At 60.9% G+C, this 20,753-nt stretch carries 19 protein-coding genes and 1 tRNA gene; 11 read left to right on the forward strand and 9 right to left on the reverse strand.

Going from position 1 to position 20,753, the window contains the following annotated elements; genetic code table 11:
- Window positions 1–48: 48 nt before the first annotated feature.
- Both IC609_RS14755 and IC609_RS14760 read right to left on the reverse strand, forming a co-directional pair.
- A complete protein-coding gene (locus IC609_RS14755) occupies window positions 49–918 on the reverse strand; it encodes an ImmA/IrrE family metallo-endopeptidase (protein WP_191820295.1) in 870 nt (289 codons plus the stop codon).
- A 2-nt stretch (window positions 919–920) separates the two neighbouring features.
- Window positions 921–1,301 (reverse strand): helix-turn-helix domain-containing protein, encoded by a 381-nt coding sequence (locus tag IC609_RS14760; RefSeq protein ID WP_191820296.1) that lies wholly within the window; start codon window positions 1,299–1,301, stop codon window positions 921–923.
- A 272-nt stretch (window positions 1,302–1,573) separates the two neighbouring features.
- Here IC609_RS14760 and IC609_RS14765 point away from each other — a divergent pair, with 272 nt between their 5' ends.
- Genes IC609_RS14765 through IC609_RS14785 form a run of 5 tightly spaced genes read left to right on the forward strand, consistent with a single transcriptional unit; the run spans window position 1,574 to window position 6,033 of the window.
- The gene (locus IC609_RS14765) at window positions 1,574–1,798 is read left to right on the forward strand and encodes a DUF2188 domain-containing protein (RefSeq protein ID WP_191820297.1); all 225 of its coding nucleotides are present in this window, start codon (window positions 1,574–1,576) and stop codon (window positions 1,796–1,798) included.
- 5 nt (window positions 1,799–1,803) lie between these two features.
- Window positions 1,804–2,805 carry a CBASS cGAMP-activated phospholipase gene (locus IC609_RS14770; RefSeq protein ID WP_191820298.1) on the forward strand — a complete coding sequence of 334 codons (1,002 nt, stop codon included), beginning with the start codon at window positions 1,804–1,806 and terminating at the stop codon, window positions 2,803–2,805.
- The gene (locus IC609_RS14775; protein WP_191820299.1) at window positions 2,799–3,941 is read left to right on the forward strand and encodes a CBASS cGAMP synthase; all 1,143 of its coding nucleotides are present in this window, start codon (window positions 2,799–2,801) and stop codon (window positions 3,939–3,941) included. The genes IC609_RS14770 and IC609_RS14775 overlap by 7 nt, the downstream gene beginning before the upstream one ends.
- Window positions 3,938–5,569 carry a ThiF family adenylyltransferase gene (locus tag IC609_RS14780; protein WP_191820300.1) on the forward strand — a complete coding sequence of 544 codons (1,632 nt, stop codon included), beginning with the start codon at window positions 3,938–3,940 and terminating at the stop codon, window positions 5,567–5,569. Before IC609_RS14775 ends, IC609_RS14780 begins: the two co-directional genes overlap by 4 nt.
- On the forward strand, window positions 5,557–6,033 hold the full coding sequence (locus IC609_RS14785; protein ID WP_191820301.1) for a Mov34/MPN/PAD-1 family protein: 477 nt from the start codon (window positions 5,557–5,559) through the stop codon (window positions 6,031–6,033). The genes IC609_RS14780 and IC609_RS14785 overlap by 13 nt, the downstream gene beginning before the upstream one ends.
- A 685-nt stretch (window positions 6,034–6,718) precedes the next feature.
- Here the strand turns inward: IC609_RS14785 and IC609_RS14790 are convergent.
- Both IC609_RS14790 and hrcA read right to left on the reverse strand, forming a co-directional pair.
- A tRNA-Ile gene (locus IC609_RS14790) sits at window positions 6,719–6,795 on the reverse strand.
- Window positions 6,796–6,829: 34 nt separating this feature from the next.
- On the reverse strand, window positions 6,830–7,834 hold the full coding sequence (hrcA, locus tag IC609_RS14795; protein WP_191820302.1) for a heat-inducible transcriptional repressor HrcA: 1,005 nt from the start codon (window positions 7,832–7,834) through the stop codon (window positions 6,830–6,832).
- A gap of 28 nt (window positions 7,835–7,862) precedes the next feature.
- Between hrcA and IC609_RS14800 the strand changes: the two genes are divergently transcribed.
- The 3 genes from IC609_RS14800 to rapZ are packed head-to-tail and all read left to right on the forward strand — an operon-like array spanning window position 7,863 to window position 11,296.
- The gene (locus IC609_RS14800) at window positions 7,863–8,759 is read left to right on the forward strand and encodes an NAD kinase (protein WP_191820303.1); all 897 of its coding nucleotides are present in this window, start codon (window positions 7,863–7,865) and stop codon (window positions 8,757–8,759) included.
- 3 nt (window positions 8,760–8,762) lie between these two features.
- Window positions 8,763–10,436 (forward strand): DNA repair protein RecN, encoded by a 1,674-nt coding sequence (gene recN, locus IC609_RS14805; protein WP_191820304.1) that lies wholly within the window; start codon window positions 8,763–8,765, stop codon window positions 10,434–10,436.
- Entirely contained in the window at window positions 10,433–11,296 is an 864-nt protein-coding gene (rapZ, locus tag IC609_RS14810) for an RNase adapter RapZ (RefSeq protein ID WP_191820416.1), read from the forward strand. The genes recN and rapZ overlap by 4 nt, the downstream gene beginning before the upstream one ends.
- Before the next feature lie 10 nt (window positions 11,297–11,306).
- Here rapZ and IC609_RS14815 read toward each other — a convergent pair whose 3' ends face one another.
- Complete coding sequence (locus IC609_RS14815; RefSeq protein ID WP_191820305.1) at window positions 11,307–12,485, reverse strand: FAD-dependent monooxygenase; 1,179 nt, start codon at window positions 12,483–12,485, stop codon at window positions 11,307–11,309.
- A gap of 55 nt (window positions 12,486–12,540) precedes the next feature.
- On the opposite strand from IC609_RS14815, the gene trhP reads away from it, so the two are divergent.
- Together trhP and IC609_RS14825 are read left to right on the forward strand one after the other, a co-directional pair.
- Window positions 12,541–13,908 carry a prephenate-dependent tRNA uridine(34) hydroxylase TrhP gene (gene trhP / locus IC609_RS14820; protein ID WP_191820306.1) on the forward strand — a complete coding sequence of 456 codons (1,368 nt, stop codon included), beginning with the start codon at window positions 12,541–12,543 and terminating at the stop codon, window positions 13,906–13,908.
- A gap of 11 nt (window positions 13,909–13,919) precedes the next feature.
- Complete coding sequence (locus tag IC609_RS14825) at window positions 13,920–14,249, forward strand: hypothetical protein (RefSeq protein ID WP_191820307.1); 330 nt, start codon at window positions 13,920–13,922, stop codon at window positions 14,247–14,249.
- Window positions 14,250–14,340: 91 nt separating this feature from the next.
- Here IC609_RS14825 and acnB read toward each other — a convergent pair whose 3' ends face one another.
- From acnB to IC609_RS14845, 4 genes are read right to left on the reverse strand one after another with little or no spacing between them, the layout of a single operon-like run.
- A complete protein-coding gene (acnB, locus tag IC609_RS14830; protein ID WP_191820308.1) occupies window positions 14,341–16,932 on the reverse strand; it encodes a bifunctional aconitate hydratase 2/2-methylisocitrate dehydratase in 2,592 nt (863 codons plus the stop codon).
- 33 nt (window positions 16,933–16,965) lie between these two features.
- Entirely contained in the window at window positions 16,966–17,673 is a 708-nt protein-coding gene (locus IC609_RS14835; protein WP_225224230.1) for a hypothetical protein, read from the reverse strand.
- A gap of 29 nt (window positions 17,674–17,702) precedes the next feature.
- Window positions 17,703–18,710, reverse strand: a complete 1,008-nt coding sequence (locus IC609_RS14840; RefSeq protein WP_191820309.1) for an HpcH/HpaI aldolase/citrate lyase family protein — start codon at window positions 18,708–18,710, stop codon at window positions 17,703–17,705.
- Between the two features lie 20 nt (window positions 18,711–18,730).
- Window positions 18,731–19,717 (reverse strand): malate dehydrogenase, encoded by a 987-nt coding sequence (locus tag IC609_RS14845; protein WP_191820310.1) that lies wholly within the window; start codon window positions 19,715–19,717, stop codon window positions 18,731–18,733.
- 141 nt (window positions 19,718–19,858) lie between these two features.
- On the opposite strand from IC609_RS14845, the gene IC609_RS14850 reads away from it, so the two are divergent.
- Entirely contained in the window at window positions 19,859–20,641 is a 783-nt protein-coding gene (locus IC609_RS14850) for a GntR family transcriptional regulator (protein WP_191820311.1), read from the forward strand.
- Window positions 20,642–20,753: the final 112 nt, after the last annotated feature.

Here is a 20,753-nt window from a genome sequence, read left to right on the forward strand (position 1 = left end):
GGGTTGTGGTTGATGTGCCCGAGAGTCGTCGCCGTTGGCCATGCTTTGCTAACGACGCCGGCTCCGCCCAGGCCAAGGCAGTTGCCCAGTAAGCTCAGCCAAGCCACCATCGTCCTCGACGCGTACACCAAAGCGATTCACTTCGACCGCGGGTAAATCCTCGCTGTCGAACCACAGCAGAGAAGTCGTGGTATCTGTGCATAGGTAGTGTCTGGAGAGTTCCCGCAGGTCTAGGCCCTTTTTCCAGTTGTCGAACCAGATGTCTTGCGCAACCTCATCCGTATCAACAGCACTGCTGCCTGAAGAACGGAGACGGTGAGCCACAGAGCCGACGGGGATGGCAGATCTGGGAGAGATCCAAGCGCCCGCCTGCCGCAAGCTGGTGGAGCGTGCCGCGTAGCGTACTGCACCGCGCTCCATGGTGACAAAGGCGCAAGGGATGTCGCTGAGGGAGGCGAATCGCGACGCTGCGGCAGGAAATGATGTGCTGAAAAGCGCCGCCATGCACTGGATCAGCTCCAGAGAAGGTTCCTCCTTGGGTACAAGCGACAGCCATTGCTGATATGGCATCAGCAATTCAGCGGCGAAGGTATCGCACGCGATTTCGTTTGGATGCCGTTTCGCATAGGACCAGGAAGGCACCTCTTCGTGGCTCGATTCCAGCCCTAGGACAATATGCGCGATTTCGTGACAAATGGTGAAGCGTTGGCGTTCTTCCGTCTCCAGCGAATTCACTATGATCACATGCTTGCCATTCGGCTTGGTTATCGTGTAGCCGGACTCCCCCTCATCAAGCTCCTCTTTCTTGACCTTAGCGTTGGCCGCTACCACATAGGCCGTCAGGTCTTCTCGGATGCAGGAGACATCAACCTTCGCAACAAAGGCCCGAGCTTTCCGCATGACATCCGCTTCATCCATGTTCAGTCGTCCTCGAATGCTCGCTGTATCCGGGCAATCAGTATCGCGGGATCGGGCCTTGTGGTTCCACGATGCCTCACACCCGCTGCAGCCGAAAAAATGTCAATGCTGATGGAAGGTTCGTTCAGAACGAATTCAACAAGGCGGGGATCGACCTCCGCATGGTTAACAAGCCACATCACCAGCGCAGCATCTCTTTCACCTGGTTTGAGAACCTTCAGCAGCTTCTCGACTAAATCAGATGAGGGGTTTGCTTTCTCTCCGGACTCCAGCCGGTGGACATACGCATGGTCTACTGAGGATAGTTGACCGATTTCGCGCAACGAGAGGGTTCTGCGTTCACGCAGCGTCTTGAGGGCGACGCCCAGGCCTGTTTGTGACATCCGTCATTCCTTGTGGCTGCGGCGGACACCGCTGTGCGTCCGATCCGCAGTAGTTGCGTTGTGGCGCCAAGCCCACTATTTGCAGTCTAGCACCAAGTCTGATACATTGTTGTCCAGCCAGACAACAAAAATGAATTTTACGAATGTAGCAAGTTGATTTGGCTTGACGCACCCGTTGTCTGCAAGAGCAACGAATTTTGCTTCAACCGGTAGTCATTGGCAACACGGCCAGCTGGCCGAGGTCTCGATGGTTCAACATTAGGAAATTCGCTATGACAGGCAAAAATCAGCACGTAGTTCCTCACCAGGACGGTTGGGCCGTCAAGGGCGCCGGCAATCAGCGGGCAACCTCCGTGCACGACACGCAACAACAGGCCATTGACGCAGCGAGGGAAATAGCGCGCAACCAACAGTCTGAACTGGTCATCCACCGTCCGGACGGTCGCATCCGTGACAAGGACAGTCACGGCAGCGACTCTTTCCCACCGAAGGGCTAAGTGCCATGACGGGCGTGCCCACCTACCATGTACTTGCCCTGTCTGGGGGCGGCTATCGCAGTTTGTACACAGCGACAGTTCTTGCTGAGCTTGAAGCCGTGCTGGGCCGCTCCATTGCTTCGCACTTCGACCTGATCTGCGGCACTTCTGCAGGCGGGATGCTGGCCTTGGGGCTGGCCTCTGAAATACCCGCCATTGAACTCAAAGCCTTGTTCGAACGAGAGGGCTCTCGCATCTTCGGTTGCCGTAGTCTTCCGAGGCGCCTCTTGGGCTTCTGGTTGACAGCCAAGCACGACTCGGTTGGGTTGAGGGATGTACTGACCGAGCGCTTCCAAGACGCCACGATCGGCAACTTGAAGCACCGTGTTCTCGTGCCGACCGTCAACTATTCGACGGGGCGTGGGCAGTTCTTCAAGACTCCCCACCATCCGACCTTTGAGTTAGATCACCGCCTGAAGATCGTCGATGTGGCGCTGGCTACCGCCGCCGCCCCCGTTTACTTTCCGTTGGCGCGCAACGACCGTGGTGTATTTGTGGATGGAGGGCTGGTTGGCAACGCGCCCGGACTGTTCGGGCTGCACGAAGTCAACACGTTTCTTGCACCGAAACAGAATGCACTGGTCCGGGTGCTGTCGATCGGCACAATGACGATCGGTGCAACGGTCCGCGGCGGCGCAAGCCTCGACCGCGGCTTCGGCAAGTGGCGCGGAGGGCTGTTCGACCTCGTGATCTCCGCTCAGGAATCGTCGGTTGACTACATGCTGCGGCAATCCTTGGGGAGCAACTACTTCCAGATCGACGACAAAGCCACGCCCGATCAAAGCAAGGATGTAAAGGCCTTGGACCGAGTTTCGATCGGAGCCACGAATACGCTGAAGGACCGCGGCAGCCACGCAGCGCAGCGCGCGCTTGGCGACCCTCAATTCCAACCTTTTCGAGCGCACCAGGCTGGCGCCCCCACCTTTTATCACGGCCCCAACAAGAATGTACCGGAGGCCGCATGCTGAACCTTAGCCCACTTTTTTTTACCACTGTCGATGGCGAATCCTGCATGCATAACGAGCTGGATCTGACGCCTGAGCAACGAGCCTGGATTGCCAGCGCCCGAAGTAATGTCAGGAACTGCCTGCGTACCGGCATTCCACGTGTGTTACACGAACGCGGGTACACGGAAGACGTTCCGCAACCGCGTTTCTTCACGCAAGGGTCGTGGGCTTACAAGACCTTGAATGGCCCGGCACAACAGCCCCAGCAGGCTGATGTCGATGATGGTTGCTATCTGCCATTGAATTTCGTCTCGCAGACGAAGCGCCCCAGCAGGGCTACAACGGTGCTCTTTGCCGCAGCAGAAGAAGCATTGAAGCCGCTGGTCGAGGAAAAGCGTTGGAAGCTCGTCACCGACAAGCCAACCTGCATCCGGATCGTCATTGCAGCGTATGCCCACATCGACATTCCGCTGTACGCCATTCCCGACGAAGAATTCGCCACGCTTACGAAAGCCTCGACGGAGCGATACGGCTACGATTCGCTGTCGGAGGCGGTGAATATGGCAGAGCGGGATGCTTGGACAGCATTGCCCGCTGACCAAGTGCTCCTGGCTCACCGCGAGTGCAACTGGATGCCCTCCGACCCCAGGACTGTCAAAGAATGGTTCCTGGGCGAAGTGGAGGCCAAGGGCGAACAGTTCCGCCGCGTAATTCGCTACTTGAAGGCGTTCCGCGATTGGCGATGGCCCAGCAGCGGGCCGGCTTCGATTCTGCTGATGGCCGCTGCGGCTCCGCTGTTCGAGAAACGGGAACGGCGTGACGATCTGGCGCTGCTAGATGTCGTCGCAGCATTGCCGGCCAGGCTGCGTGCGGGGGTGAACAATCCCGTTGATGACTCAGAGTCGCTTACTGCACGCCTTGGTAAAGAGAGCGTCGAAGAGGCCGCGAAAGCGTTCGAAGCATTGGAAAAGGTGCTGCGCGGAGCTACCGACGCCGGTAGCCCTTCACAGGCTTGCATCTGGATGCAAGGCGAATTCGGTCCACGTTTTCCGAACGAACCAGATCGGGTCAAGGTGGTATCCGTTGCCGCCACCATCGCTGCAGCTCCGGCCGCGGCTGGTCCGAGTGAATTGGTCGGGCGAACGAAAGCCGGATGAGCAGCGTCGCCGCAGTCGCGGACGTTATCGAAGCCTTCAAGCAGCAAAGCTTCACGTTTGTCGGTAAGACGGACGACGGCTGGTTCAAGCTGCGGGGGCCGTTGACCCCGCCCGGATTAGACAAGGGGTTTCCGTGTGAGGTTCAGCTCGACCCCACCTTCTTCGATCTGCCTCGCATTCGGCTGCTTGAAATACCGCATGCACTGCCTAACGTAGTTCCTCACCTTGGCGCGGATGGCGGCCTTTGCTATCTAGCCAAGGGGACCGTCGTGCTGGACATCTACGACCCTGTAGGACAATCCCTGGCATGCCTACAACGTGCGGCCGCGGTGCTCGGGCAGATGTTGAAAGGCGAAATGGTCGAGGATCTTGTCGAAGAGTTCTTTGCCTACTGGAACGGCTGGCTTTGCTTCGTGGACATGCAAGGTGAAAATCTGGGAAGGCAAAACTGTATCGTCGCGCAAGCCAATGGAAATCCTCTCTGGTTTATCACCGACAACGAAAATCGAACAACAAAAAAGCTGCAGTCACTCGGCTACCAGGTCACCGACAAAACGGTGCTGACCTACCGGGTCAAGACCACGGCACAACCCCGACCGCTGACTAGCCACTGGCCACCCGAAACCGTGGGAGACATCTTGGCTTGGCAAAGCACCCTAGACCCTCGGTGCCGGCGCAAGATTCACGAACGGATCAAGGAAGGGCAAAACAAAAAAGCCAATGGCGTCTTGATCATCATCGAATCGCCGCTGATGACCTATGGCTTTGCTGTGCTCTTTGATCACCAAACGTTGACGCAGAAAACCAAGCTCGCTGACCGCAGGGATTCGATCTATGGGCTGAAGGCGATGCCCGTCACAGTGATCCGGATCGATGACCGGTATCTGGCCCAGCGCAACATTCCCAAGTCGAATACGCTGGCGGGCAAAAAAATCGCACTTGTGGGTTGCGGCACAATCGGCGGGTACCTCTCGGACATGTTGGTCAAGGCTGGGGCAGGCACCTGCGGAGGCAAGCTCACGCTGGTAGATTTTGATAGCCTGCTTCCGCAGAACATCGGGCGGCATCGACTTGGGTTCCCAGACCTGTTATCGAACAAGGCCGAGGCGATGGCGAAAGAACTCAAGCGCCTGGCACCAGGCGCTGAGGTTCATGCGCTCCCCGTGGATGTCAGGAAGGCCCAACTGGGACAGCTGGATCTGCTCATCGATGCCACCGGTGAAGAATCTCTCGGACATTGGCTGTCTGGCCGCTATCGGGCTCCAACGCCGATGCTTTCCATCTGGATCGAAGGGCCGGGCACGACTGTGCGTGCGCTCTTAAGAACGAACGCATCAGGTGCGTGCTACCGATGCCTTTGGCACAGCAACAGGAGAGGCGAACTTCGCTCGACCCTTGATCCTCTTCCCACCATCTTGGCGGGCCATGGATGCGAGGGCTTGTATGTGCCTTTTCCGGCATCGGTATCGGTGCATGCTGCCAGCCTGGGCGCTGAAATGGCACTTGACTGGGCCAACGGCGTCTATTTCCCTGGGTTGCGAACCAGACTAATTGATCGCACCCATCAGCTTGCCACGCCCGATTGCGATCCACTACGGGATCGGGAGTGCCCTATATGCAATTCATGAGTTCTTGGGCAACTGACGACAAAAAAGCGTTGCTGCATTTCTCGGAGCCAACGCTGGAGACTTTCTGTCAATATGTTCAAGCCAGTGATACCGACTGCGAAGCTGGCGGGCTTCTGCTCGGATCGGTTCACGGAGCACATATGCTCATTCAGCAAGCAACGGTCCCCACGGCTTGGGACAAACGGTTTCGCCACCTGTTCGAGCGAATGCCGTTTGGCCATGAAGCCATCGCCCTGTCTCGATGGATGGCGAGTCAGGGAACCGTTCGTTATCTGGGCGAATGGCATTCCCATCCGGAAGACCATCCTCATCCATCTAGTCTCGATAGATTGGAATGGGGCCGCTTATCTGCGAAGCGGCAGGACAAGCGGCCAATGCTTGCTGTTATCGTCGGGCGAAAAGCTCTGTATGTCGAATTGGTACAGAGTTCAGGTCGTGGTTCGGTGCTTACCTCTGTGGAATAGCTACCAACCACATCAACGCCGTCCCGGCGTTCCGTTGTTGGGCTCGCAGGCTGCACCTCCCGCTTCGTGTCGAATCGCGGCCATTCGACCCTACCCTCGGATACATCCTCCGGCTCGGCTTGTTGATCCGGGCTTGCACGCTTCGCTTGCCCAAAGGCGAGTGTATGACCGGATGTGGGCGGTCTTGTTGTTCAATTCAACGAATCACGGCGTTTTCACCATCAATGGCAGGGCCGCTGGAAGGTGCCTCTTCCGGTCAGCCTATCGACAACACCAGCAACCAACGAACGTCCGATTTATAGGAGACAAAGGTCAGGCGTTTTTCACAATGTGGTGAACTTCAGGCCTCGGCAATCGTGGTTATGGGGCTGTGAAACTTTAGCGCCCGAAGCCAGCCTGTTCGGACTCTGCCTCCCCCCAAGTCAGCGATGAATTTTGTACTCTAGTCAATCGTGGGAAGCAAGATTTACATCAAACTACTGAGCTGCAACCCGCATGAAACCTAGGCTCACCTCTTGGCCTCGACCAAGAGAAAACAGAGAAAGAGAGAGATTTCGAGGGAAAAAAATCGGCCATCCTCGATTTCCTGGCCATCCACGGCCAAGAGACTTTTTCAGAAATGGCGCCATTACAGGGCCGCAACGAGATGCATGAACGGTTTAGAGAACAGTTCATGGGTGGTAAATGGTAGGGCGTCACGGACTTGAACCGTGGACCAAAGGATTATGAGTCCTCTGCTCTAACCAACTGAGCTAACGCCCCAACCGAAGCCCTGATTGTAGTGGGCCGCCGGAGCTCACTTGGACTGGCTGAGCGCGTTGCTGACCAGCCGGGAGGTGATGTCCACGATCTGGATCATGCGGTCATAAGGCATGCGCGTGGGGCCAATCACGCCCAGCGTGCCCACCACCTGGCCGTCGACCTCGTAAGGCGCACTCACCACCGAGAGCTCCTGCATGGGCACAATCTGGCTTTCTCCGCCGATGAAAATGCGCACGCCTTCGGCCTGGCTGGAAACATCGAGCAAGCGCATGAGCTGGGTTTTTTGCTCGAACAACTCAAACGCCCGGCGCAAATGGCCCATGTCACTCGAAAAGTCGCTGACCGACAACAGGTTGCGCTCACCCGAGATGACCACCTCGTTCTGGTCCTGGGTCAGGGCTTCGGTGCTGACCTGCACGGCGGCCTGCATCAAGGCCGCGATCTCGCCTTGCAACTTGATCAGGTCCTGCTGCACACGGCCCCGCACCTGCTCGATCGCCATGCCCGCGAAGTGCGTGTTGAGGTAATTGGAGGCCTCGACCAGCTGGCTGTGCGTGTAATCGGTATCGGTGAACAGAATGCGGTTCTGCACATCGCCTTCGGGCGACACGATGATCACCAGCAGGCGGCGCTCGGACAAGCGCATGAATTCGATGTGGCGGAACACCGAAGCACGGCGCGGGGTCATCACCACCCCAACAAACTGCGACAGGTTGGACAGCAGCTGGGCAGCGTTGGCAATCACCCGCTGCGGCTGGTCGGGCGTGAGCGCTGGTGTTTGCAACTCGTCGCGCTGAACCGTGAGCATGGTGTCCACAAACAGGCGGTAACCCCGCGTGGTCGGAATGCGCCCAGCAGAGGTATGAGGGCTGGCGATCAGCCCCAGCTCTTCCAGGTCCGCCATGACATTGCGGATGGTCGCTGGCGACAAATCCAGGCCCGAGGCCTTGGACAAAGTCCTGGACCCCACAGGTTGGCCGTCGGAGATATAGCGTTCGACCAGCGCTTTGAGCAATAACTTGGCACGATCATCGAGCATGGGCTCATTTTAATGATGTAATTTGCCCATGAAATCCAAATTCCGTCATGTTGCGCTGTTTGGCAAATACCACGCCACCGTCACCGGGGGTGCTCTGGAGAGTTCCCGCAAGGTGCTCGACGATGTGGCGCAATTTCTGGCGCGCCAGGGCTGCGAGGTGGTTCTGGACAAAGACACCGCTGTTCATACGGGTTTGAGCGGCTTTCCTGCGCTGAACATGGAGCAGATTGGGGCCCAGTGCGACCTGGGGCTGGTGATCGGTGGCGATGGCACCATGTTGGGTGTGGGTCGGCAGATGGCCAGCCATGGCCTCCCCCTGATCGGCATCAACCAGGGGCGGCTGGGTTTCATCACCGACATCCCCATCGGGGGTTACCAGAACACCTTGGCACCTATGCTGCAAGGCCGCTACCAGATTGACGACCGCAGCGTGCTGCATGCCAAGGTCGTGCGGGACCAACATTGCGTGTTCGATGCCCTGGCCCTCAACGATGTGGTGGTCAACCGGGGCGGTACCTCGGGCATGCTGGAGTTGCGGGTCGAGGTCGACGGGCGTTTTGTGGCCAACCAGCGGGCCGACGGCTTGATCATTTCAACCCCCACAGGTTCCACCGCGTATTCCTTGTCGGCGGGCGGCCCCCTGATGCACCCTTCCATTGGCGGCTGGGTCATGGCGCCGATCGCCCCGCACACCCTGTCCAACCGCCCCATCGTTTTGCCCGAGACCTCCGAGGTGAGCTTGGAGATCGTGTCTGGCCGCTACGCCAGTGCCAACTTCGACATGCAGTCGCTGGCCGAGCTGATGATCGGTGACCGCATCACCGTGCGCCGGTCCGAACACAAGGTGCGCTTTTTGCACCCCGAGGGCTGGAACTACTTTGACACGCTGCGCAAGAAAATGCACTGGAACGAGGGAGGCAACTGAGCCGTGGCGCTGACGCACATCACCCTGCGCGATTTTGTGATCGTGCACGAACTCAGTTTGGACCTGTCCAGCGGCTTCAGTGCACTGACTGGCGAAACCGGCGCAGGCAAGTCCATCCTGATCGATGCCCTGCAATTGGCGCTGGGCGCGCGCGCAGAAGCCAGCGTGGTGCGCGAAGGCGCCAGCCGCTGCGACATTTGTGCCGAGTTTGAGACATCCCCCGTCACCACCGCCTGGCTGCAGGACGCTGGCTTTGGGCACGAAGACGCCCTGCTGCTGCGTCGCACCGTCGACAGCAGTGGCAAAAGCCGCGGCTGGATCAACGGCAGCCCCGCCACCGCCACGCAGCTGAGGGAACTGGGCGAACTGCTGCTGGACATCCACGGTCAGCACGCCTGGCAAAGCCTGACCCGGCCAGACGCCGTGCGCGGTCTGCTCGATGCCTATGCAGGTGCGGACTCCCGCCCGGTCAAAACCACCTGGTACGCATGGCGCCAAGCCCTCAGCACCCTGGAAGCCGCCCGGCAAGCCCAGAACACCTTGGCCAACGAACGCGAACGCATGGCCTGGCAAATTGGTGAATTGGACAAGCTCCGGCCGCAGCCCGACGAGTGGGAGGAGCTCAACCAGCAGCACAGCCGTTTGTCCAATGCTCAGGCCCTGATCGAAGCGGCACAGCAAGCCGCGTCCAGCCTGGAAGGAGAGGACGACGGCGGTGCCCTGGCGCTGCTGGCTCGCGCGGCGCAAAGCCTGCAAGACCTGGCGGCGGTGGAGCCCGAATTCCAGAGCCTGGCCGAAGTGTTGGCCTCGGCCCAGGCCCAGGCCGAAGACGCGGCCCACAGCCTGCACGCTTACCTGCGCAACACCGATCTGGACCCCGAAGGCCTGGCCCGGCTGGACGAACGGCTGGGCTTGTGGATATCGCTGGCCCGGCGCTACAAACGCCCACCTGAAGAGTTGCCTGCCGTGCTGGCCCAATGGCGGCAAGAGCTGGCACAACTCGATGCAGCCAGCGACCTGCAAAGCCTGGAAGCGGCCGAGCAAATGGCGCATGCGGCCTACCTGAAAGCCGCACAAGAACTGTCCAAGCAGCGTCAGAAAGCGTGCAAGCCTTTGGGCGAAGCCGTCACCAGCGCCATGCAGCAGCTGGGCATGCAAGGCGGCCGCTTCGAGGTCAGCCTGCAAAAAAGCGAAGCCCCAGCGCAGCATGGGCTCGAAGACATCGGCTTTCTGGTGGCAGGCCACGCGGGCAGCACGCCACGCCCCGTGGGCAAGGTGGCCTCGGGCGGCGAACTCTCGCGCATTGCCCTGGCCATTGCCGTCACCACCAGCGAGCTGGGCGAAGCCGGCACCTTGATCTTTGACGAAGTGGACTCCGGCGTGGGTGGCGCTGTGGCCGAAACCGTGGGCCGCCTGATGAAGCAACTCGGTCGCCACCGCCAGGTGCTGGCTGTCACGCACCTGCCCCAGGTCGCCGCCTGCGCCGACCACCACCTGGTGGTGAGCAAGCGCCTGGTCGCAGGCCAGGTGCAAAGCGGCGTGGCCGCCATCACGGGCGAAGAGCGCGTGAGCGAAATCGCGCGCATGCTGGGCGGCGAAAAACTCTCGGCCACCACCCTGGCCCACGCCCGCGAAATGCTCACCCCTGCCCCCACCCGCCAAGCCACCGAGCGCTGACCATGGACATCATCCTCATCACCGGCATGTCCGGCTCCGGCAAGTCGGTCGCCCTGCATGCCCTCGAAGACGCTGGGTACTATTGCGTCGACAACCTGCCCCCCGAGCTGCTGATCTCTTTTGTGCAACTCGAAGAGCAGCAAAAGGAAACCCGTCTGGCCATCGCCATCGACGTGCGCAGCGCGGCATCACTGCACCTCATGCCCGAGCAGCTCAACGCCCTGCGCGACATGGGCATGACCGTCAAGTCGATCTTTCTGGACGCCACCTCGGACACCTTGCTCAGGCGCTACTCCGAAACCCGGCGCAAGCACCCGCTGTCGGGCGAGTCCAAGCCGCAAAGCGAAAAAGTCCTGATCGAGACCATCCAGTTCGAGCGGGATTTGCTGTCCAACCTGCGCGAGCGCGCCCACGTGATCGACACCAGCTTGCTGCGCTCGGCCCAGCTGCAGACCTACGTCAAGAGCATGGTGAGTGCCCCCGCTTCGCAACTGACCCTGGTGTTTGAATCGTTTGCCTTCAAACGCGGCATCCCGACCGACGCCGACTATGTGTTCGATGTGCGCATGCTGCCCAACCCGCACTACGAAAGCGCGCTCAAACCCCTCACGGGTCGGGACGCCCCGGTGCAGGACTACCTGCGCCAATCGGCCGAAGTCGAGCGCATGCAACAGCAGATCCAGGATTTTTTGCTGCAATGGATTCCGGTGATCGAAAAAGACCACCGCAGCTACGTGACGGTGGCCATTGGCTGCACGGGTGGCCAGCACCGCTCGGTGTTCCTGGTGGAGCAACTGGCCGAGGCCTTCAAGGCCCGCTGGCTCACGCTCAAGCGCCACCGCGAGCTGGACGCGCTCTAGCCAAGACCCCTCAAGGCCCTGCGTACAACCAGGGCACGTCCATGACCCGCTCACCCAGCAGGCGCATGGAGGCATTGCGCCCCCAGGCCACAGGCCCTTGGGCATGGAAAATTTCACCGTTGCGGATTGCCCGCGCCTGCACGCGGGCATTGCGCTGCCAGCGCACCTGCGCATAGCGATGCAAACGTTCGGCCACGCTGCCTGATCCGATCCAGGCCTCGGCCAAGGCATTCGCATCTTCGATCGCCATGCCCGCGCCTTGCGCCAAGTAGGGCCGCATCGGGTGCGCAGCATCGCCCAGCAAAGCCACATGGCCCCTTGCCATATGCGCAGGACCACTCAAAGGCGGGCGGTCATGCAAGGCCCACAAGCGCCAGCCCTGCATGGCCTGCAGCCGCTCTCGCAATTCCGTCGCCACAGGCCCCAAGGCATGAAACAGGCTGGCGGGCTGTGCCATGGCGTCCCAGCTTTGTGCATCGGCGGGCAAGCTGCCATGGACAATCGCCACCAGATTGAGTCCGCGCCCGGCCTGCACCGGGTAATGCACCACATGCAGACGCGGCCCCATCCAGACCGTGACCTGGTCGGTGCGCCACTGCGCGGGCAAGCTGTCCTGCGGCACCAAGGCGCGGTAGGCCAGGTGACCTGAAAACCGGGGCGCATCTGTCAAACCCAACTCGGCTCGGGTGCGGCTCCACAAACCGTCAGCGCCGACCAGTGCCGAAGCCGTCCAACACTCGCCTTGATCGGTCTGCAGGGTCAGCGCATCGCCCTGTTGTGTGAGCCCCGCCGCACCTTGGCCCAGTTGCAGGTCCACACCCTGGCGCGTGGCGGCAGCCAGCAAGAGCGCATGCAGGTCAGCGCGGTGGATGCAGGCGTAGGGCGCGCCATAGAGGCGCACAGAGCGCTCGCCCAGCGGCAAAGTGCCCAGCACCTGACCCGTGCGGGCGTCGCGGGCTTGCAAACGTGTGGGCATGGCGGCCAGCTGGGCCAGCTCCGACGCAAAGCCCCAGCCTTGCAGGATTCGGGTCACGTTGGGCCCGATCTGGATGCCCGCGCCGACTTCGCCCCAGCGCTCAGAGCGCTCGATCAGCCGCACAGAAGCCCCCGTGCGCGCGAGCGCCACGCCAGCGGCCAAGCCGCCAATGCCGCCGCCCGCCACCAGGATGTCTGTTGCCTGCCAAGTCATGCGCCGATTGTGCCCGTAAGGTGAACCGACCCTCAAAAATTGGACAATAGAGGGCATGACGACGATGAAATCCCCTGAACTTTTGTTGCCAGCCGGCTCGCTCGACAAAATGCGCGCCGCTTACGACTTTGGTGCCGACGCTGTTTACGCAGGCCAGCCCCGCTACAGCCTGCGTGCGCGCAACAACGAATTCAAGCTGGAGCAGATCGGCATCGGCATTGCCGAAGCGCACGCCCGGGGCAAAAAGTTTTTCGTCACCAGCAACCTGCTGCCGCACAACGACAAGGTGCGCACCTACCTGCGCGACATCGAGCCGGTGATCGCCATGAAGCCCGATGCGCTCATCATGGCCGACCCCGGCCTGATCATGATGGTGCGCGAGAAGTGGCCCGAGATGCCCATCCACCTCTCGGTGCAGGCCAACACCGTGAACTGGGCGGCCGTGAAGTTCTGGCAAAAAATGGGCGTGGCCCGCATCATCTTGTCACGCGAATTGAGCCTGGACGAAGTGGAAAAAATCCGCCAGGAATGCCCGGACATGGAGCTCGAAGTGTTTGTGCACGGCGCGCTGTGCATCGCGTATTCGGGCCGCTGCCTGCTGTCGGGCTACTTCAACCGCCGCGACCCCAACCAGGGCACCTGTACCAACGCCTGCCGCTGGAGCTACGGCACGCAAGAGGCCACCGACGAGACCGATTCGGGTGAAGTCAAACCGATCAAGATGGACGGCGACTTCAGCTTTGAACAAGAGCAAGAAGCTGCCGAGAAAAACTTCTCGGCCTGCGGCGACGGTCAGCGTCACCCTGCTGCTGACAAGGTGTACCTGATCGAAGAAGCCAATCGCCCCGGTGCGCTCATGCCCATCATGGAAGACGAGCACGGCACTTACATCATGAACAGCAAGGACCTGCGTGCCGTCGAGCTGATCGAGCGCCTGGTCAAGATCGGTGTGGACTCGCTCAAGATCGAAGGCCGCACCAAGAGCCTGTATTACGTGAGCCGCACCGCGCAGGTGTACCGCCGCGCCATCGACGACGCCGTGGCTGGACGCCCCTTCAACCCCGAACTCATCAGCGAACTCGACGGCCTGGCCTCGCGCGGTTACACATCGGGCTTTCTGGAGCGCCGCCCCGCGCAGGACTACCAAAACTACGAAACCGGTCACTCGGTGGGCCACCGCAGCCAGTTCGTGGGCGAGGTGCGCGCTGTGCAGGACGGCTGGGTCGAAGTGGAGACCAAAAACAAATTCTCGGTGGGCGACACGATCGAGGTCATCCACCCCAGCGGCAACCGCAAGGTGCAACTGAGCGCCATGAAAAACGCCAAAGGCCAAGCCATCGACGTGGCCCCGGGCAGCCCGCTCAAGGTGTGGATTCCGCTGGACGGCCCGGCTGAAGGCGCGCTGATCGCTCGGATGTTCTGACCCAGCCGCACATGGCCCGCCGCCCCATCGTCTCGGTCATCGAGATCCACCCCCAGGCCCCTGCGCAACCCCGCACGGGCGAGCCCTGCAATGGCTGCGGGGTGTGCTGCCTGATGTTCCCCTGCCCCTTGGGCATCGTCCTCTCGCACAAGCGCATGGGCCGCTGCAACGCCCTGCGCTGGAGCGACACAGAGCGCCGCTACCTGTGTGGCGCCATGAGTGAACCGCAAAATGTCTTGCCGTGGGGACTGAAATGGTTCAGCCCCTGGCTGGCCCGCCTGGCGCGCCGCTGGATCGCCAGCGGCATCGGCTGCGACACGACATCGCGCATCGCCGATTGAGATCGCCCAGCAACGGAACAACAACACCCAACCCCAGAAAAAAAGCCCCGCCAGTTTTCACTGGCGGGGCCTGGGTTCAGGTCAGGCCTGATCAGGCGGTCACGCCCTTGGCGGTCTCCACGTACTCTTCAATCTGGTTGAAGTTCAGGTACTTGTAGATCGCTGCGCCATCGGCATTCACACCACCCATGGCGGCGTGGTACTCGGCCACCGTGGGGAATTGGCCCATCTTGGACGCGATCGCGGCCAATTCGGCCGAGGCCAGGTACACGTTGGTGTTCTTGCCCAGACGGTTGGGGAAGTTACGGGTCGAGGTGGACACCACGGTAGCGCCTTCCTTGACCTGCGCCTGGTTGCCCATGCACAGCGAGCAGCCGGGCATTTCGGTGCGCGCACCGGCGGTGCCAAAGGCGGCGTAATGGCCTTCCTTGATCAGCTCGCTCTCGTCCATCTTGGTGGGCGGTGCCACCCACAGCTTGACGGGAATGTCGCGCTGGCCGCCCAGCAGCTTGGCGGCTGCGCGGAAGTGGCCGATGTTGGTCATGCAAGAACCAATGAAGGCTTCGTCGATCTTGGTGCCGGCCACTTCCGACAGGAACTTGGCGTCGTCCGGATCGTTCGGGCAGCAAACGATGGGTTCCTTGATCTCGGCCAGGTCGATCTCGATGACGTGCGCGTATTCGGCGTCCTTGTCGGCTTCGAGCAGGTTGGGGGCAGCCAGCCATTGCTCGACCTTCTCGATGCGGCGAGCCAACGTGCGGGCATCTTTGTAACCGTCGGCGATCATGTTCTTCATCAGAACAATGTTCGACTTCAGGTATTCCTCAACAGGCTCCTTGTTGAGCTTGATCGTGCAACCGGCGGCAGAGCGCTCGGCAGACGCGTCGGACAACTCAAACGCTTGCTCGACCTTGAGGTTGGGCAGGCCTTCAATCTCCAGAATGCGGCCCGAGAACTCGTTGATCTTGCCAGCCTTGGCCACGGTCAAGAGGCCTTGCTTGATGGCGTACAGCGGGATCGCGTGCACCAGGTCACGCAGGGTCACGCCAGGCTGCATTTCGCCTTTGAAACGCACCAGGATGGACTCGGGCATGTCCAGTGGCATCACGCCTGTGGCGGCACCGAAAGCCACCAGACCGGAGCCAGCGGGGAAGCTGATGCCGATGGGGAAACGGGTGTGCGAGTCGCCACCGGTACCGACGGTGTCAGGCAACAGCAGGCGGTTGAGCCAGCTGTGGATCACGCCGTCACCCGGGCGCAGGGCCACGCCACCGCGGTTGCTGATGAACGCAGGCAGTTCGCGGTGGGTTTTGACGTCCACAGGCTTGGGGTAAGCCGCGGTGTGGCAGAAAGACTGCATGACCATGTCGGCCGAAAAACCCAGGCAGGCCAGGTCTTTCAGCTCGTCACGGGTCATCGGGCCGGTGGTGTCTTGCGAGCCCACGGTGGTCATCTTGGGTTCGCAGTAAGTGCCGGGACGCACGCCCTGGCCTTCTGGCAGACCCACGGCGCGACCAACCATCTTCTGGGCCAGTGTGAAACCTGCTTTGGTCGAAACCGGTGCTGTAGGCAGGCGGAACACGGTCGATGCAGGCAGACCCAGGAATTCACGTGCCTTGGCCGTCAGGCTGCGGCCAATGATCAGGTTGATACGGCCACCAGCGCGCACTTCGTCAAACAGCACATCGCTCTTGAGCTGGAAGGTGGTGACGGTTTCACCGTTCTTCACGATCTTGCCATCGTAGGGCAGCACGTCGATGACATCGCCCATTTCGAGCTTGGTCACATCGACTTCGATGGGCAAAGCACCGGAGTCTTCCTGGGTATTGAAGAAGATGGGGGCAATTTTGCCGCCCAGGGTCACACCGCCGAAACGCTTGTTGGGCACAAACGGGATGTCTTCGCCAAAGCCCCAGATGATGCTGTTGGTCGCCGACTTACGGCTGGAGCCTGTGCCCACCACGTCGCCGACATAGGCCACCAGATGGCCTTTTTTCTTCAGCTCCTCAATGAAGGCCATCGGGCCGCGCTTGCCATCTTCTTCAGGCTTGAACGCAGTGCCTTCGCGTGTGTTCTTGAGCATCGCCAGGTAATGCAGCGGGATGTCAGGACGGCTCCAGGCGTCGGGCGCGGGAGACAGGTCGTCGGTGTTGGTTTCGCCAGGCACCTTGAAGACGGTGATGGTGATTTTTTTCTCGACTTCAGGGCGGCTGGTGAACCACTCGGCATCGGCCCAGCTTTGCATGACTTCCTTGGCCTTGGCATTGCCTGCCTTGGCTTTTTCGGCGACGTCGTTGAAGAAGTCGAACATCAGCAGTGTCTTCTTCAGGCCTTCAGCAGCCACGCCTGCGACTTCGGCGTCGTCGAGCAACTCGATGAGGGGGTGCACGTTGTAGCCACCCACCATGGTGCCCAAGAGCTCGGTGGCCTTGGCTTTGGAGATCAGACCCACCTTGACTTCGCCATGCGCCACGGCAGCGAGGAACGAGGCCTTGACCTTGGCCGCATCGTCCACACCTGGGGGCACGCGGTGCGTCAGCAGGTCCATCAGGAAAGCGTCTTCGCCTGCGGGCGGGTTCTTGATCAGCTCGATCAGATCGGCGACCTGTTTGGCGTCCAGCGGCAAAGGTGGGATGCCGAGGGCCGCGCGTTCGGCGGCGTGTTCACGGTAGGCTTGCAACATGGTTTTTTCTCCTGTCAAACAAAATCAAAAGGGTTATCGCCCCATGCCGGTCGTGTCGAACAGCTTGGGCGGGGGATTGGTTTTCATGCTCTCGGCGTAGGCCACTTGGTCAGGGTGTGCGCACTCGTCCGCCACACGTCGGCCTTTTTTCTGGTCCATCAGCATCGACTTGTTGGCCAGCTGCAACCAGACAGCGCCGGCCTTGGCGTCTTCCAGTCGGATCGCCCCGGTGCTGGTGACCACGGGCCGCATGCGGTAGCGAAAGCCCTTGCCTTGCACATTGAAATGGCCTGGTTGCGCCGCATCGTGCTCCACACGGATGCTGGTGCCCAGCTCGCAAGGCAGATGCCCCTGGTGCACGCGTTGGGCAATCGCCAGCTCTTCGGCGCTCACCGCATCATGCGGCGCACCCGCAGATGCGTAAGCCAGCGCAGCTGACGGTGCGGCCGCGGTCAGGGCTTTGACGGGCACAGGCGCACTGACCGATGGCGCAACAACCTGAACAGGCGCTGGCACAGGGCGGTTGGCGCTCTGCATCTGGCCCACTGCAGCAGCGGGTCGTTGGCCTGCAGCCGCGGCAATCGCTTCGGCTTGCGCAGCTGCGGTCGCTTCTTCGCTGGCCGACGTTTTGGGTTTGCTCGCAGCCTTGCTGGCCACGGTTTTGTTTTTGTTCACCGGGGTTTGCGCCCCTGCCCAAGCCGACCACACGGTCAGCACCGCCAGCACAGCCGCTTTATGCATGGAACGCCCCTGAAAGAGTGAAACCCACATCATGAACCGAGCACGGCCGCTTGGCCAGGTGCTGCAAAAAACAACTGAACAGCAGCGGGCAATGCGCGCCCCGTCTGGTGCGCGCGCTCGAGCAACTGCCAGAAGAAACGGTAGCTGGCCCGGTCATGCAGCTGACCGGCATGGCTGATCGGCGCCCAATCGGCGGCGACAGCGGCCAGGATGATCTCGCTGGCCTGGTCGATCTGCGCTTCGCTGGGGGCCATGGCCTTCAGGATCGGACGGATCTGGTCGGGGTGGATGCTCCACATGCGGGTGTAACCCAGCTCGCGGGCGGCTTTCTGGGCGGCCACGCGGATGGCATCGGTGTTCTTGAATTCGGTGACCACGCAGTGCGAGGGCACCTTGCCGTGGGCGTGGCACGCGCTGGCAATGTCGAGTTTGGCGCGCAGCACCAGCGGGTGGGTGAATTGCCCCTGGATGCCCATGCCGTCGGCAGGAATCGCCCCGCCATGGGCCGACACAAAGTCCATCAGGCCAAAGCTGATCGACTGCACACGCGGGTGGGCGGCAATGTCAAAGGCGCGGTGCACGGCAGCGGGCGACTCGATCAGCACATGCAAAGGCAGATCGTGCGCACCGGCCTGAATCAAGGCCTGCTCGGCCAGCTGCACATCGGCCACTGACTCGACCTTGGGCACCATGATGTGCGTCAAGCGTTGGGCCGCCTGGCCTGCAATGGTGGCCATGTCGGCCTGGAAACTGGGGTGATCCACGGGGTGCACACGCACACCCACACGGGCATTGGGCGCCGCGCCCAGCGCCAGCTCGGTGACCAGCGCGGCATGTTCTGCCTCACCGCCCACAGGGGCACCGTCTTCGCAATCGAGGGTCACATCAAAGACGCAGGTTCCAAACTCCTGCGTCATTTCAGCCTGCAGTTGCAAGCTTTTGCGCATCCTCGCGTCGACACCGCTGTAATGGTCGCAAACCGGCAGCTGAACGCTTGCGGCTTGCGCACCCAACAGGACGTCGCGAGGATGGCTCACTGAATGTCTCGGAGAGGCAATCAGATCAAGTGGGCCACGCCAGCTTGCTCGTCGGTCAACTCTTTGAGGGTCTTGTCGATGCAAGCCTGGCTGAACGCATCGATTTCCAGACCTTCAACGACTTTGTATTCGCCGTTTTCGCAGGTGACGGGGAAGCCGAACATGACGTCCTTGGGAATGCCATACCAGCCTTGCGACGGGATGCCCATGGTGACCCACTTGCCGTTGGTGCCCAAGGCCCAGTCACGCATGTGGTCGATGGCAGCGTTGGCAGCCGAAGCAGCCGAGGACAAGCCACGGGCTTCGATGATGGCCGCGCCGCGCTTGCCCACGGTGGGCAGGAACACGTTGGCGTTCCATTCCTGGTCGTTGATCATGGCCTTGACGGATTCGCCTTTGATGGTGGCGAAACGGTAGTCGGCGTACATGGTGGGCGAGTGGTTGCCCCACACGCACAGTTTTTCGATGTCGGCCACGGCTTTGCCGGTCTTGGCAGCGATTTGCGAAGCAGCGCGGTTGTGGTCCAAGCGCAACATGGCGGTGAAGTTGCCGGGCTTGAGATCAGGGGCGGCCTTCATGGCGATATAAGCGTTGGTGTTGGCGGGGTTGCCCACGACCAGCACTTTGACGTCGCGCGAAGCCACGGCGTTGAGGGCCTTGCCTTGGGCGGTGAAGATGGCGCCGTTGATGGCCAGCAATTCGGCACGCTCCATGCCTGGGCCACGTGGGCGCGAACCCACCAGCAAGGCGTAGTCAGCGTCCTTGAAGGCGGTCATGGGGTCGCCATGGGCTTCCATACCCACCAGCAATGGGAATGCGCAGTCTTCCAGCTCCATCATCACGCCCTTGAGCGCTTTCTGGGGGCCTTCAGCAGGCACTTCCAGCAATTGCAAGATGACGGGCTGGTCTTTGCCCAGCATTTCGCCAGAAGCGATGCGGAACAACAGTGCGTAACCAATTTGACCTGCTGCGCCTGTAACGGCAACGCGGACGGGCTTTTTGCTCATTGAAAAACTCCAGAAGTGATAGATGGAAACAACCTGCGAGTGTACCCGCGAAAACCCTCAATCGTCAATTTGTCTTATGTCTTATATAAGATATGATTGCGCACCTGACACGACCCTGACCTGCGGGGTCAAAAAGCCTTCATGAACAACTCAACTTCACTGCCAGACACCCCGTCAGGCGCCGAAACGCAGGCCGCAACGCCCGCTTTCAGCCCCCTGTACCAACAGATCAAGGGGTTGATCCTGCAAAGCCTGCAATCGGGCGAGTGGAAACCAGGCGAGTCCATTCCCAGCGAAATCGAGCTGGCCAGCCGTTACCGGGTCAGCCAGGGCACGGTGCGCAAAGCCATTGACGAACTCGCCAGCGACAACCTGCTGGTGCGGCGCCAGGGCAAAGGCACCTTTGTGGCCACCCATGCCGAGCAGCATGTTCAGTACCGCTTCCTGAAACTGGTGCCCGACACCGGCAACCTCGACAGCGAAGGCCCGGCCCAGCGAGAAATTGTTGACTGCAAGCGCCTGCGGGCCACGGCCGACATTGCCCGCACGCTGGCCCTGCGCTCGGGCGACCCCGTGTTGCAGGTGCGTCGGGTACTTTCATTTGCAGGCGAGCCCACCATCCTCGAAGACCTCTGGCTGCCCGGCAACCCCTTCAAGGGGCTGACGGCTGAACGCCTGTCGGACTACCACGGCCCCATGTACGCCCTGTTTGAAACCGAGTTTGGTGTGCGCATGGTGCGGGCCGAAGAGAAAATCCGGGCGGTTTTGCCCGATGCCTCGCAGCAAGCGCTGCTGCGCGTGGCGATTGGCACCCCGCTGCTGAGCGTGGAGCGGGTGGCCTACACCTACAACGACACCCCGATGGAACTGCGCCGGGGCCTGTACCTGACCCATAAGCACCACTACCACAACGCACTGAGCTGACAGCATTGTGGCGGTTTCGACAACAAGTGTGAAATGCTCATGTCAGTTTGCTGCGTTGCAATAGAATATGAGAGTTTGTCATTTGTTAATTACAAACCCGTTACCAACGAAA

The organism is Limnohabitans radicicola (genome assembly GCF_014837235.1).
Taxonomy (GTDB): Bacteria; Pseudomonadota; Gammaproteobacteria; order Burkholderiales; family Burkholderiaceae_C; genus Limnohabitans_A; species Limnohabitans_A radicicola.

What these genes read in the sequence shown, in the direction of transcription:
- IC609_RS14785 (WP_191820301.1), top strand. Translation starts at nt 5,557, where the DNA reads ATGCAATTCATGAGTTCTTGGGCAACTGACGACAAAAAAGCGTTGCTG.
- IC609_RS14760 (WP_191820296.1), bottom strand. Translation starts at nt 1,301, where the DNA reads ATGTCACAAACAGGCCTGGGCGTCGCCCTCAAGACGCTGCGTGAACGC.
- hrcA (WP_191820302.1), bottom strand. Translation starts at nt 7,834, where the DNA reads ATGCTCGATGATCGTGCCAAGTTATTGCTCAAAGCGCTGGTCGAACGC.
- IC609_RS14780 (WP_191820300.1), top strand. Translation starts at nt 3,938, where the DNA reads ATGAGCAGCGTCGCCGCAGTCGCGGACGTTATCGAAGCCTTCAAGCAG.
- IC609_RS14765 (WP_191820297.1), top strand. Translation starts at nt 1,574, where the DNA reads ATGACAGGCAAAAATCAGCACGTAGTTCCTCACCAGGACGGTTGGGCC.
- IC609_RS14755 (WP_191820295.1), bottom strand. Translation starts at nt 918, where the DNA reads ATGGATGAAGCGGATGTCATGCGGAAAGCTCGGGCCTTTGTTGCGAAG.
- IC609_RS14845 (WP_191820310.1), bottom strand. Translation starts at nt 19,717, where the DNA reads ATGAGCAAAAAGCCCGTCCGCGTTGCCGTTACAGGCGCAGCAGGTCAA.
- acnB (WP_191820308.1), bottom strand. Translation starts at nt 16,932, where the DNA reads ATGTTGCAAGCCTACCGTGAACACGCCGCCGAACGCGCGGCCCTCGGC.
- IC609_RS14825 (WP_191820307.1), top strand. Translation starts at nt 13,920, where the DNA reads ATGGCCCGCCGCCCCATCGTCTCGGTCATCGAGATCCACCCCCAGGCC.
- IC609_RS14800 (WP_191820303.1), top strand. Translation starts at nt 7,863, where the DNA reads ATGAAATCCAAATTCCGTCATGTTGCGCTGTTTGGCAAATACCACGCC.
- trhP (WP_191820306.1), top strand. Translation starts at nt 12,541, where the DNA reads ATGACGACGATGAAATCCCCTGAACTTTTGTTGCCAGCCGGCTCGCTC.
- IC609_RS14850 (WP_191820311.1), top strand. Translation starts at nt 19,859, where the DNA reads ATGAACAACTCAACTTCACTGCCAGACACCCCGTCAGGCGCCGAAACG.
- IC609_RS14815 (WP_191820305.1), bottom strand. Translation starts at nt 12,485, where the DNA reads ATGACTTGGCAGGCAACAGACATCCTGGTGGCGGGCGGCGGCATTGGC.
- IC609_RS14835 (WP_225224230.1), bottom strand. Translation starts at nt 17,673, where the DNA reads ATGCATAAAGCGGCTGTGCTGGCGGTGCTGACCGTGTGGTCGGCTTGG.
- IC609_RS14770 (WP_191820298.1), top strand. Translation starts at nt 1,804, where the DNA reads ATGACGGGCGTGCCCACCTACCATGTACTTGCCCTGTCTGGGGGCGGC.
- IC609_RS14775 (WP_191820299.1), top strand. Translation starts at nt 2,799, where the DNA reads ATGCTGAACCTTAGCCCACTTTTTTTTACCACTGTCGATGGCGAATCC.